Below are 12,450 nucleotides of genomic sequence, written 5' to 3'. Positions count from 1 at the left end.
CCGAATCCTTCTATGCAACTCGTTGCATAGACAAGCGGCGCCGCCCAGGTGAGACACGGCTCACCCGGACGGGATGCCCCGCCCGCGGGCGAGGCATCCCGGATCCGACCGACTACGAGGGTTCGGCGCCCGCGGGCACTTCGTAGATCTTCCCGTCGACGCCCGCCCGGTAGAGCCTGCCCGCGGGGAAGCCGCGGTCGCCGTGGCCGTAGGTGACCTGGGTGGAGAGCGGAAGGCCCGATTCCACGGCGCACAGGCGCCCTTCCTCGACGCGCCAGATCTGCCCCGCCGCGTGCGTGCTGATCAGCGGCCGCCCCTTGCTGTCGAGGGTGAGTCCGTCGGGGAGCGCGAGGACGTCGGAGGGGGCCACCGAGACCCAGCGCCTGGGGTGTGCCGGGTCGTCGACCGGGATCCGGTAGAGGCCCGGGGCGACGGTGGTCTGGATGACGTAGACGTGATTCCCGTCCGGGGACACGGCGATCCCGTTGGACTGGGGCACCCGGGCCCAGGCGGGGTCGACCTCGCCGTCCGGCGTGACGCGGCCGATGTTCCGCCCGCCCAGGGTCGTGGTGTACACGGTGCCGTCGGCCGCGAGGGCGACGCCGTCGATGCCGCCGAGCCCGGTGGCGTACGTGCTGACGTCGCCGGTGTCCGGGTCCACGAGGAGGAGCTTCGACCTGGGCAGCACGTCGCCGGTGAGCGAGTGCAGGAGGTCGTTGCCGGTGCCGACCAGGAGGCGGCCGTCGTCCCGCACGACGATCCCGCCGTTGGCGCCCACGTCCCCGGTGAGGGGTACGGGAGTGCGGCCCGGCGCGTCGATCCGGTAGACGCGGCCGGTGAAGTACGCGGTGGCGAACATCCGCCCGCGCTTGTCGACGACGATCGACTCGACCCAGTCGGGGATGCGCGCCACCTGGACCGGCGCTCCCTGTCCCGTGGCGGCACAGGCCGGTGCCGCGGCCGCGTGGGCGGGTGCGAGCACGCCCGCTGCCGCGGCCAGCAGGGCCAGCGACACGATGCCGCGGCCCGGCCCGCGTAAGACTCCGCGCGGCTCCCTGCTCACCTTCAACGTCATCGGTTCCCCTCCGTCGTCGGGTCCAGCTGCCCGGCGAAGTATCGGGTCCGCGGGCTGCGAGCACCACAGCCGGGAGGCGTCGGGTCGGACACACCGGCCCGCCGGGCAGGCCCTAGGGTCGGTGCATGCGCATCGTGTCCCTGCTTCCCGCCGCCACCGACGTCGTCGCCGAACTCGGCCTGGTGGAGCGGCTCGTCGGGCGCACCCACGAGTGCGACTGGCCGCCGCGCGAGGTGGCGTCCGTGCCCGTGGTGACCGGTGCCGACCTGGATCAGACCGCCTTGAGCAGCCGTGAGATCTCCGACGCGGTGGGCGGCTCGGCGCACTCCGGGTCCTCGCTGTACACCCTCGACGCCGACGCGCTCGCGGCCCTGCGGCCCGACGTGGTCCTCACGCAGGACCTGTGCGACGTGTGCGCGGTGTCGTACGAGAGGGTCAGCCGCACCGTGCGGCTCCTGGACGCGGACACCCGCGTCCTGAGCCTGGAGCCGCGCACCCTCGACGACGTGCTGGACTGCCTGGTCACCGTCGGCTCCGTGCTCGGGGTGCGGGAGCGCGCCGAGCAGCGCCGGGCCGCACTGCGGGCCCGCCTGGAGCGGGTGCGCGAGCGGACCGCCGGACGCGAGCGGCCCCGGGTGGTCGCCGTCGAGTGGCTGGATCCGCTGTGGCCCGCCGGGCACTGGGTGCCCGAGCAGATCGCCGCCGCCGGGGGCGAACCGCTCCTCGCCGCGCCCGGCGAGCACACCGGGCCCATGGCGTGGGACGCGGTGCGCGCCGCCCGGCCCGAGGTGCTGCTCGTCCTGCCGTGCGGCTTTCCGCCCGAGCGGACGCTGCGCGAGTCGGACCTGCTCATCGGGCTGCCCGGCTGGTCCGAGCTGCCCGCCGTCCGGTCCGGGCGCGTCTGGGTCCTGGACGGGCCCGCGTACTTCAACCGCCCCGGCCCGCGCGTCGTGCGCGGGGCGGAGGTGCTGGCCCACGTCCTGCACGGGGTGCGGGCCGGGGCGGCGGTGTCCGCGGCCGAGGCGCGCCCGCTCAGGACACCGCGCGGCGGCGCGGCGGGGTGAAGGCGTACAGGTCGAGGATCTCCGGTCGCGGGGCGACGCCGGGGCCTCCGGCGCGGACCCAGGCGACGATGTCCTCGGTCGCGTCCGCGTCGTTGACCAGGCCGAGCCACACCGGCCGGGCGCCGGCCGCCCGGCCCGCGGCGGAGGGCTGGACCACGATGACGTTGGCCTGGTCGCACACGTCCAGGCAGGCGGAGACGCGCACGGGCGCCTCGGCCCGCAGGCGCGCGGTCTGCGCGGCGTGGTCGACGCCGGTCACCTTCGGGCTGCCGCAGCAGCAGTCCCTGCACACGACGACCCGGCAGGGTGCCGGGGCGGTGGCCGCCCGGGAACTCCCCGCGATACCTGCTGACTTACCGACCGGTCTTGCGGGCATGCCGCGTCCTGCCTCTCTCCGGGGAGATCCGCCCCGGTGTTCCGTGGAGGAGGCGACCGCGTGAGTCTCCTGGCTCTCGGGTCGATGCCCGTTCCGGCCTTCCCACCCCTCGCGGGGCAGTGGCAAGTCGGGACGTGCTCGCCGATCACAGTGGCGGGACCGCGCCGGATTCACACCGGCTTCCTCGGACCGCCGTCGCCTTGTCGCCGTCATCATTCCATCCGGCCGTACGGTGCCGCCCGGGGGTCTCGCTTCGGGGTCCGCGCTACCTGCCGTACAGGGTGACCGGCAGGGCCTGGACGCTGTTGCTGACGAAGGACGGCAGCGGCACCAACTCGGCGCGGGGGACGGCGAGGTCGAGGTGCGGGAACCGCTGGAACAGGGCCGGCAGGGCGATGCCCGCCTCCAGGCGCGCCAGGGCCGCGCCGAGGCAGTAGTGCGGGCCGTGCCCGAAGGACAGGTGTCTCGGCCGGGGGCGTGCGACGTCGAACTCGGCGGCGTCGGGGCCGAATCGGCCGGGGTCGCGGCCCGCGGCCGCGTACGAGGCGAGGATGGCTTCGCCGCGCGGGATCACGACGTTCCCGACGGCGATGTCGTCGAGGGCGTAGCGCAGCGGGAAGTGCGCGACGGGCGAGTCCCACCGCAGGGTCTCCTCCACCACGGCCTCCCACGGCCGTTGCCCGGTCGTGACGGCGGCGCGCTGCTCGGGGTGGGTGAGCAGGGCGGCGGTCGCGTTGGTGATCAGGTTGAGGGTGGTGCCGTGGCCCGCGACGAGGACCAGGACGAGGGTGCCGATCAGCTCCGGCTCCGAGAGGCGGTCGCCGTCGTCGCGCGCGGCGATCAGATGGCTGGTCAGGTCTTCCCGCGGCCGCTCCCGCCGTTCGGCGACGAGGTCGGTCAGGAGTGCGTGCAGGCGTCGCTGGGTGGCGACGGTCTCATCGGGCGTGGTGACGCTGCTGGTCAGGCTCGCGGAGAGGTTCCGGAACGCGTCGAAGCGCTCCTCGGGCACGCCGAGGAGGTCGCCGATGACCGCCATGGGCAGCGGATAGGCGAAGTGGCGGCGCAGGTCCACGGCGGCGTCGCCGTGCTCGGCGAGGGCGTCGAGGAGGCGCAGCGTGATCGCCTCGACGCGGGGCCGCATCGCGCTGACGCGCCGCGCGGTGAAGGCCTGTGCGACCAGCTCGCGCAGACGGCGGTGCTCCTCGCCGTCGGCGGTGGTCATGCCGCGGTTGGTGACCATGCTGATCAGCGGCCACCCCTCCGGCACTTCTCCCGCGCGCAACGCGGACCAGTGCGCCGGGTCCTTGGCCGTACGGGGGTCCGCGAGAAGCTCCTGGAGCAGGTCGTGGCGGGTGATGACCCAGGCGGGCACGCCGCCGGGAAGGCGCACCCGCACGGCGGGGCCGATCGCGCGGAGCCTGTCGTTCTCGCCGTGGATGTCACCGGCGCTCGCGTCGAGGCGGATGAGGGGGGTCTGGGTGTCCACGGGTCACCTCTGACAGGGGTCGACGACGGGGTCGATCGTGGAGCGCGTGCGCCTGGCCGTACGTGCCTGCACGGGGCGGCGACTGGATCGTACGGTCAGGCACGGGCCCGGAGAAGAGTGCGCGGGGCACCCGTCCGGTGGGCCGCAGGGGCCTTCCGGCGGAGTTGTTCACTCGACTTACTCGGTCGACTATGTCGCTACTATGTACGCATGGCTCATGTAACCGCGGCCGAGCGCCGCCCCCAGCTGATCAAAGCGGCCATCGCCCTCATGACCAGGGAGGGCGTCGCCGCAGGAAGCACCCGCGCCATCGCCGCCGAACTCGGTGTCGCGCAGGCGACGGTGCACTACACCTTCGGCACCAAGGAGGATCTGTACCGCGCCGTCATGCGGCAGCTCAGCCAGGACATGGTGGCGCAGGTCAGGGAGTCCTCGCCGACGGATGCCGGTTTCGAGGAGACGGTCGCCACCCTCGCCGGGGCGCTGTGGCGCACCGTGCGCGAGCAGCCCACCAGCCATCAGCTGCTCACCGAACTGACCATGTTCGCCCTGCGGACACCGGCGCTGCACGAGGCTCTGGAGAGCCATTTCCGCGAGGTGCACGACACGACGGCGCAGCTGGTGACCGAGGCGGCGGAGCGCACCGGCCAGCAGCTCTCCGTGCCCGCCGACACCATCGCGCGCTTCCTGCTCGCCGGTTTCGACGGGCTCATCCTGCAGCGCCTTGCCCTGCCCGACGAGGAGGCCGAACTGCACATCGTGCAGGCCCTGGCCGCCAGCGCCGCCGCTCTGGCGGGCGGCACGCTCGGCGCCGCGCGGGCCGCCGACGCCTGACAGCACGCGAAGCGGCCACCTCCCCCGATCGGAATCGGGGGAGGTGGCCGCTTCGCGTGTGGCCCGTAGGGCCTCGGGGGTGACAGGTGCTCAGCGGGCCTTGGCCGGCGGAGCGGGCTCGGGCTGCTGCCCGCGGTCGGCGGCCGCGCTGGCGACCGTCATCCTCAGCGGAGGCAGCGAGGCGACGAGGGTGCCGAGGGCCAGAAGCGCGCTGAGCACCCCGGCGCCCGCCGTGTCCAGGACGCCGCCGACGGCAAGCGGGCCGATGCCGGTGCCCAGCGCGCTCGCTCCGCTGAGGGAGGCCACCAGGCGGCCGCTCGGGTCGAGGAGCGCCGCGGCCGCGAGGGTCTGCACCAGGACGGCCAGCTGACAGGCCTGCCAGAGGACGGCCGCGACGACGAAGAGCACCGGGTCGTGCGTGAGCACCAGGACCGCCATCGACAGGGCCTGCGCCGTGATGAAGGCGGCCAGGGACCGCGTACGGCCGAAGCGGCGGGCGGCGGTCGGGCCGAGCACGGCACCGGCGAGGGCCACCACGCTGGACACGGCGAGGACCATCGACACGGCCGAGGTCGACATGCCCGTGTGCTCGCGGCCGAAGACCGAGGCGTACGCCCAGGCGCCCTGGGTGACGGCCCACAGCAGTGCGATCGCGCCCAGCAGGACCCACGAGGGGGTGGCGGCCCCGGTCCGCGTGGCGGCCGCGGCGGTCGTCGTGGCCGGTCCTTCGGCAGCGCCCGGCGCGGGCGCCGGCGTGGCCGGTCCTTCGGGGAGCCCGCGCACCAGGGGCCAGGCGAGCAGGCACCACAGCGCCATGACCAGGAAGCCGGTCCCCTCCCCCAGGCCGTGGTTGGCCCCGGGCACCGCCATGATCAGCAGGGCGGTCACGGCCACCGTGCCCACGATGGTGACCGCGGACGCCTTGTCGGCGTCGTCGGTGGCGGCGATCGCGGCCGTGGCCGCCGCGTAGACCGCGCCGAGCCCGCCGCCGATGACGAGGTTCGCCAGGATCAGGGTCGGCAGGTCGCTCGCCGCGGTCGCTCCGACGAAGCCCGCGCAGGCGATGGCGAGGCCGGTGCGGGCCATGCGGACGCGGCCGGGCCGCGCGGCCCGTGCGGCGAGGCGCAGGGTGACGACCGCGGTGGCCATGAGCTGGGTCGCGCCGACGAGTCCCGCACCGGAGTCCCCGAGCGCGAACCGCGAGGAGAAGTCGTCGACGAAGAGGGGCATCAGGTTCGCCCCGCCGTTGCCCAGGGTCGCACCGGCGATGAGCGCCACGGCGACGCCGAAGGTCAGGACGGCGGTCCTGCGCGTGGTCGGGTGTGCGACAGCCATCGGAGTCCTATCGGTAGGAGGTGCGGAAGGAGTGCTGCGGGGTGCTGCGGGCTCCGGTGGTCACGGGTGCGCCGGGCACTCGTGACCACCGGGTGGAGCGGGTACGGCAGTTGAGGCAGTGGCGGCCGTGTTCTTCAGCGGTCCGGACGCCCTGCTGCTCAGCTGGTCCTGCTGTTGAGCTGGCCCTGACGTACGGCCGGTCCTGACGTTCAGCCGTTCAGCCGGTCCAGACGTCCTCGACGTAGCGGCCGGACTCGATGAGAGCGGCCAGCCAGTCGGCGGCCTGCTCGTCGTCCGCGCCGGTGTGCTCGCGGTGGACGGCCATGAACGCCTCCCGCACCGCGGGGGCCATCCGGCGGCCGTCGCCGCAGACGTAGACCCGGCCGCCCGCCTCCAGGACGTCCCACACCTCGTCGCTCTCCCGGGCGATGCGGTCCTGGACGTAGCGGGCGCCGTTCTCGGGGGCCTGGGAGAAGACGGGCCGCATGCTCACGGCCCCGGCCGTCCCGGCCGTCTCGAACTCCTCGCGGTGCAGGTAGTCGACCTCCGGGTGGTCGCAGCCGAAGTAGCACAGCAGCGTGCCGGTGGACCCGGTGTGCAGCCGGTCGAGTACGGCTCCCCGGAACGGCGCGAGGCCGGTGCCCGCGCTGACGAGGATGACCGGAACCGTGTCGTCCGAGGGCAGCCGGAAGGACTCGCCGCACGGCAGCACCCTGGCCTGGAGGGTGTCCCCGGCCCGCACGTCCTGCACGTAGTGCGAGGCGATGCCCTGGAAGGTGCCCTCGCCCGCGCGGTGGGGCGCGGCGAGCAGCGACACCATCAGGTCGATCTCGCCGGGCGCGGCCTGCGCGGAGGACGAGATGGAGTAGTGCCGCGGGCGCAGCACCGGAAGCAGTTCCAGGAAGCGCGCGAACGGCAGCTCGCAGGCGCGGTAGCGCTCCAGCAGGTCGAGGACGCTGAGCCCGGGGGCGGTGACCTGCTCGCGGAAGGCGTCGGCGTCCGCCGCGGCGAGTTCGGCCAGGGGGCGGCGCTCGGGCGGGCAGGCGGTGTGCTCGGCGAGGACGGCGACCTGCTCGGGCGTGGCCGCGGTCTGGAGCTCCACGAAGTCGGTGAGCAGGCGGCGCAGGGTCAGCGGCCGGTCGACGGGCAGGGTGTTGCGGGCGCGGCGGCGGGCGCTCAGCCGCACGGTGCGCTCCGGGTCGAGGCCGAACCGGTCGGCGACCCGCCGAACGAGGGCCTCGGGGTTGCGCGGCAGGACGGCCAGGTGGTCGCCGGTGCGGTAGGTGACGCCCTCGGGCAGGCGCAGCTTCAGATAGCGCTTGGAGCGGCCCAGCTCGTGCTCCATGTCGACGAGTTCGTACGCGTCGAGCACCTCCATGGGCTGTACGCCGTGCCGGGCGGCGAGTTCCCCGGTGACGGACGCGGTGGCGTCCTCAAGGTCGTACAGGCCCTGCTGCTCGTCGGGGCCGGGCTCGGGGCGCGCCGCCTCGCCGTCGGCGGTGCCGTAGCGGTCGAGCAGCGCCGTCCACAGGTCGGCGGTCCAGCGGTCCACGGCCCCCGCGAAGTCCCCGGAGGCGTCCGCGGCGCCGCGCTCCAGGAGCGGGGTGGCACCGGCGGCGGTGAGCCACCGCTCGATGAGGGTCGGCACGTGCTGGTAGGTGGCCGCCCAATTGCGGTCGCCGACGCCGAGGACGGCGTACTGGAGTCCTTCGAGGGCGCCGGGCTCCAGGCCTTCCAGCCAGGTGACGAACTCGGCGGCGTCGTCGGTGGGCCGGCCGTTGTAGGAGGCGGCGACGATGACCACGGGGCCGTCGGCGGGGCTGAGTCCGCCCGCGCGGTCGTTGAGGGGGGCGACGGCGGTGGTGAACCCGTGGTCGTCGCCGTCGGCCGCCAGGTCGTGGGCGAGTCCCGCGCAGGTGCCCAGGTTGGAGCCGTGCAGCAGGGTGAGCGCGGTCGCGGCGGCTCGGCGGCCCGCGGGCCGGTCCTCGCCCGCGGGCGCGCCGCTCGGGGCGGCGGGCAGGCGTCGCTCAGCGCTCGTGCGCCGGGCGAGCTCCAGGGTGAACGCGTCGGGCTTGATGGTGAGCGACTGCTTGATCGTCAACTGGTAGTCGGTGTGGTCGAGCAGCCGGTAGCGGTGGACCAGCAGGCCGAGCAGCAGCGTGGCCTCGTGCAGCGCGAACTGCCTCCCGATGCAGGCGCGTTCGCCGCTGCCGAAGGGCTTGAAGAGGTGCACGGGGCGGGCCGACTCACGCTCGGGCGTGAACCGTTCGGGGTCGAACAGCTCGACGTTCTCGCCCCAGGCCGGGTCGCGGTGCAGGGCCGGGGTGAGCACCATCAGGGTCTCGCCCTCGCGCACGGGATAGACGCCGCCGATGACGGTGTCCTCGATCGGCTCCACGGCGAAGGCGGGCGCGGTCGGCCACAGCCGCAGGCTCTCGTTGAGCACCTGGCGGATGTACGTCAGCTTGCCGATGTCGCCGTAGTCGGGCGCGGGCGCGTCGATGTCGCCCCACAGCGCGTCCACCTCCGCCTGCGCGCGGGCCAGCACCTCGGGGTGCTTGGTCAGGTAGTACAGGGCGAACGACAGGGCCCCGCTGGTGGTCTCGTGCCCGGCGATGAGGAACGTGATCACCTGGTTGCGGATGTTCACGTCGTCCAAGGGCTCGCCGGTCCGCGCGTCGCGGGTGTGCAGCATCCGGCCCAGGAGGTCGTCGGTGCCGGTGTCGCCGGACGCCCTGCGCTGCCGGATCACCTCGTCGACGAGCTCCGTCATCAGCGCGGCGTCCTTGCGGAACTGCTCGGCCTGCTTCCAGCGGAACACCTCCGTGCCCGGGATCGACTCGCCCTTGGTCTGGGTGAAGGCGAGCGCCCTGCTCATCGCGTCGACGAATGGGTGCGCGGCGTCGCGCCGGAACGACTCGAAGTCGTAGCCGAACCCGCAGAGTCCGATCGTGTCGAAGGTCAGCCGGGTCATGTCCTCGGGCACGTCCACCGGGCCCGCACCGGCCGCGCGGTCCCACTTGGCGATCAGCGACCGGGCGACGTCGAGCATCGTCGCGTGGTAGCCGCGCATGGCTCCGAGCGAGAACGCGGGCATCAGGATGTCGTGTGCCTTCTGCCAGTTGGACTCGTGGTGGAAGGCGGTGAAGAGGCCGTCCCCCGCGATCTCCCTGATCTCGACGAGGTCCCCGTGCACGTTCTTGCGGAACCGGGTCTCGTCCGCCAGCTCGGCCACCAGGTCGAGGCCGCCGACCATCACGGTCTCGGAGCCGAAGGCGCGGATCCGGAACACCGGGCCCAACTCCTTGACCTCCTTCATCAGATGGACGAGGCCGTCGGCGCCGCTCGGGATGTCCAGCGCGTGACCGATCAGGGGGAGCGCCGGACGCTCCGGGATCGCCTGCGCCGTCGCCGTGGAGGTCGGCTTGATGGTGGACGCGTGAGTCATGGGAGGGCCTTTCGTTCCGCACCGGCAGGTCGCTTGATCCATAAGGTACAGGCGACTTTGTCACCTGACCATGTCGAGTGATTGTGTTGCTCGACACGGTCACTCGGCTGAACTCTTTGAGCGGCCGGCGCGTCGAGGGTCCACGCACCCGCCCCGGCGTGCGCGCCTCAGGCGGGGAAGGGGGCGCGTAGACCGGGCCCTTCGGGCGCAGGGGCGGTGCCCGGGTCGTCTGGCGTAGCCCGGTCGCCACTGCCTTCGCCGGGCGCGGGGACGCGCCTACGCTGGCCTCCCGGCGCACCGGCATTCGCGCGGTGCACGCCGGGCAAGGGGGGCGCGATGGGGGGCAGGGGCGCGGTGGGCGTGATCGCGGCGGTGATCGGCGCGGTCGGCGTGATCGTGGCGGCGTTCATCACGGTGTGGGGGCAGGACGACGGCAGCAACCAGCAGAAGCCGGGGACGATCGTCCAGACCAACGAGCAGGGCGACAACCTGGCGTGCATCGGCCAGCACGTCGCATGCGGCCCGGGAGCGGCGTCGAGCACCCCGGGCACGGACCGGCCCGCACCGCAAGGGAGCTCCGGCCGATGACGGGAGCGCTTCGCCGCGCCGTTCCTGCGGTGCTGCTGCTCTGTCTGCTGGCGCCCGTCAGCGGCTGCGGCGGCGACAAGGGGGCCTCACAGGGCCAGAGCAACAAGAACGGCGACAACCTCGCCTGCAACGGCCAGAACAACCAGTGCGTCAACGGCACCCTCATCGTGTCGCAGCCGCCCGCCTCGCCGTCGCCCTCGCCTTCGCCGTCACCGTCGGACAGCCCGTCACCGTCCGCGTTCCCCTCCCCCAGCCGTTCGCGTACGCCTTCGGCAACGCCCCCGGACGACGGCGGGGACACCGGCGACGACGGTTCCGACGCCACCGCCGCGCGCCTCGGCCGCGCGCCCCGGGCGGTGCTGCGGGGGCCCGGCCTCGGTTCCCTGCGCATCGCCCTGCTCGACGTGGACGCGCCGCAGCCGCGGTGGAGCACCCTCGGCATCGGCGCCCGGCAGCTGCGCGCCGCCGGGGTGGGCGGGGTGCTGTTCCGGCTGCCGTCACCGGTGTCGGCCTCGGTGAGCGTCGACACCGCGCGGGCCGCGGACGACGTGGAGTACGTCTTCTTCGACGGCAACGGCCTGCGCCTGGGCACGCAGACGGCCGCCGGTTGCGCGGCGCTGTGCCCGTCGCTGACGCAGAACCTCGTCACCGCCCCGCAGTACCAGCACCTGCTGGTGACGGATGCCGGGCGCAGCGCGGGCTGGCCGCTCGGGCAGCGCTACGTCTACACCAACGGCTAGGCGAGACCGCCCGCGACACGGACGAGGCGCACGAGGTCCTGGTGGAACACGTCGTAGTGCGCGCCCCGGGGCGGTCCGCCCGCGCGGATCCGCTCGGACGCGTCGACGCCGACGTACCCGGAGGACGGCAGGGCGCCGTCGGTGAGCGCGTCGGCCAGGGTGAGGGCGGGGCAGCCGTCGATGCCCTGGATCCCGTCGTAGCCGAGCGCGCCCCAGGTGCGGCCCGCGCCGGAGAGCAGGGCGCCGTCGCCGATCCTGCGGCACGCGAGCGGGAAGAACAGGCCGAGTTCCAGGTCGTGGTGCGAGTAGCAGCACACGACGGGCCCCGTCACCCGCCGGTGCAGGCCCGCGAGGGCTCCCCCGCCGCTCAGTTGGGGCAGGTGCTCGGCGAACGCGAAGTGTGAGATGGCCGCCTGGAAGAGGCACAGCGAGGCGACCCGCTCGTCCGGGCCGAGGCCCCGCACGGCGTAGGCCACCAGGCGCGCGCCCGCGCCGTGGCCCACGAGGTGGATCCGGGTGTCGGGCAGATCGTCGCCGAGGCCGCGCAGGAGCGGCGCGAGGCCGCGTTCACCGACGAGTGCGGCGTGCCTGCGCATCGCGTACGACGCGACCTGGCACAGCAGTTGGTGGGCGCCGCCCCACACCCGGTCGGGCGACTGCTCGGCGTGCGGGTCGCGCAGGGGGCGCTCGCTCGGCGCCAGCGACTCGGGCCGGGACAGGCGCTCGGTGGGGTCGTCGGCGGGGCGCGGCCCGGCCGGACCGGACTCCGTGAGCGTGCCGTGCTCGGACACCTCGGGCGCCCCGGAGCCCGAGTGCGCCTCCTCGAACCGCTCGGGGCTGCGCTCCTCGACCGGGTCGGTCTCCTGGCGCGCCGCGTCGAGGGCCTCGGCGAAGCCCTCGCACACCTGGGTGGGGCTGTCGATGAGCATGGCCGGGTCGGTCTGCGGCAGGACGCTCGCGCCGAGGTCGGTGCCGTAGGCGTGCAAGGGGGTGTCCAGAGGCTGTTCGACGAGGCGGCGCAGGGCGATGCCCACGTCGTCGAGGGCGCCGTTCCCCGGGGGCCGTTCGTCAAGGAGCCCGAGCAGCCTGGCGAGGGTGTCCTCCCCCTCGGGGAAGACGCGGCGCAGCCCGGCGACGTCCGCGCCGGTGAGTCCGGTGTCGCCGGTCCGCTCCTCGTGGCCGTCCTCCGGCCGCGCGAAGCACATGCTCGGCCAGCGCACTCCCACGAGCCCGACGCCGTCCGTGCCACCGGCCTCCGCGAACAGGGCGCGGCAGCGCGCGTCGACCCGCTCCGTCAGCTCGGGCTCGTGATGGGCGGTGTGGGCGAGCACGACCAGGTGGCGCACGCCTGCCTCGCGGGCCGCGCCCGCCACCCGGTCCCCCTGCCGCTCGTCCGCGGCGTCCCCGTGGGCGTCGAACCCGACGTCCCACCACAGGGGCTCGCCGCTGGCCCTGTCCCCTGTTTCCCGCGTGTTCCGCATGCGCCCCCCTGCCGTCTCGCGAG

Annotated in this window: 10 protein-coding genes and 1 riboswitch; of the genes, 4 read left to right on the top strand and 6 right to left on the bottom strand. The window is 74.2% G+C overall.

Annotation, left to right across the window (positions count from 1 at the left end):
• Window positions 1-112: 112 nt before the first annotated feature.
• Complete coding sequence (locus IG74_RS0107795; protein ID WP_051854684.1) at window positions 113-1,075, bottom strand: SMP-30/gluconolactonase/LRE family protein; 963 nt, start codon at window positions 1,073-1,075, stop codon at window positions 113-115.
• Between the two features lie 125 nt (window positions 1,076-1,200).
• On the opposite strand from IG74_RS0107795, the gene IG74_RS0107790 reads away from it, so the two are divergent.
• Window positions 1,201-2,139, top strand: a complete 939-nt coding sequence (locus IG74_RS0107790) for a cobalamin-binding protein (protein ID WP_030671798.1) — start codon at window positions 1,201-1,203, stop codon at window positions 2,137-2,139.
• Here IG74_RS0107790 and IG74_RS0107785 read toward each other — a convergent pair.
• Together IG74_RS0107785 and IG74_RS0107780 are read right to left on the bottom strand one after the other, a co-directional pair.
• A complete protein-coding gene (locus IG74_RS0107785) occupies window positions 2,108-2,515 on the bottom strand; it encodes a (2Fe-2S) ferredoxin domain-containing protein (RefSeq protein WP_234334267.1) in 408 nt (135 codons plus the stop codon). The two genes, IG74_RS0107790 and IG74_RS0107785, sit on opposite strands and share 32 nt — an antisense overlap.
• A 62-nt stretch (window positions 2,516-2,577) precedes the next feature.
• Window positions 2,578-2,701, bottom strand: a riboswitch (cobalamin riboswitch).
• 79 nt (window positions 2,702-2,780) lie between these two features.
• Window positions 2,781-4,001 carry a cytochrome P450 family protein gene (locus tag IG74_RS0107780; protein WP_030671792.1) on the bottom strand — a complete coding sequence of 407 codons (1,221 nt, stop codon included), beginning with the start codon at window positions 3,999-4,001 and terminating at the stop codon, window positions 2,781-2,783.
• A gap of 210 nt (window positions 4,002-4,211) precedes the next feature.
• Between IG74_RS0107780 and IG74_RS0107775 the strand changes: the two genes are divergently transcribed.
• Window positions 4,212-4,835 (top strand): TetR/AcrR family transcriptional regulator, encoded by a 624-nt coding sequence (locus IG74_RS0107775; protein WP_030671790.1) that lies wholly within the window; start codon window positions 4,212-4,214, stop codon window positions 4,833-4,835.
• Between the two features lie 90 nt (window positions 4,836-4,925).
• On the opposite strand, the gene IG74_RS0107770 is transcribed toward IG74_RS0107775, so the two are convergent.
• Window positions 4,926-6,170, bottom strand: coding sequence for an MFS transporter (locus tag IG74_RS0107770; RefSeq protein ID WP_078868656.1), 1,245 nt, complete (start codon window positions 6,168-6,170; stop codon window positions 4,926-4,928).
• A 217-nt stretch (window positions 6,171-6,387) separates the two neighbouring features.
• Complete coding sequence (locus IG74_RS0107765; protein WP_030671784.1) at window positions 6,388-9,618, bottom strand: bifunctional cytochrome P450/NADPH--P450 reductase; 3,231 nt, start codon at window positions 9,616-9,618, stop codon at window positions 6,388-6,390.
• A 336-nt stretch (window positions 9,619-9,954) separates the two neighbouring features.
• Here IG74_RS0107765 and IG74_RS50890 point away from each other — a divergent pair, with 336 nt between their 5' ends.
• Together IG74_RS50890 and IG74_RS0107755 are read left to right on the top strand one after the other, a co-directional pair.
• Window positions 9,955-10,206 (top strand): hypothetical protein, encoded by a 252-nt coding sequence (locus tag IG74_RS50890; protein ID WP_030671780.1) that lies wholly within the window; start codon window positions 9,955-9,957, stop codon window positions 10,204-10,206.
• Window positions 10,203-10,946 (top strand): hypothetical protein, encoded by a 744-nt coding sequence (locus IG74_RS0107755; protein ID WP_158857521.1) that lies wholly within the window; start codon window positions 10,203-10,205, stop codon window positions 10,944-10,946. Before IG74_RS50890 ends, IG74_RS0107755 begins: the two co-directional genes overlap by 4 nt.
• On the opposite strand, the gene IG74_RS45660 is transcribed toward IG74_RS0107755, so the two are convergent.
• A complete protein-coding gene (locus IG74_RS45660) occupies window positions 10,943-12,427 on the bottom strand; it encodes a hypothetical protein (protein WP_037824771.1) in 1,485 nt (494 codons plus the stop codon). The genes IG74_RS0107755 and IG74_RS45660 overlap by 4 nt on opposite strands.
• Window positions 12,428-12,450: the final 23 nt, after the last annotated feature.

The organism is Streptomyces sp. NRRL B-1347 (genome assembly GCF_000720325.1).
In the GTDB taxonomy this organism is placed as follows: domain Bacteria; phylum Actinomycetota; class Actinomycetes; order Streptomycetales; family Streptomycetaceae; genus Streptomyces.
Note: the sequence above shows the minus strand (reverse complement) of the source record. Positions and strands in the feature narration are given on the sequence as shown.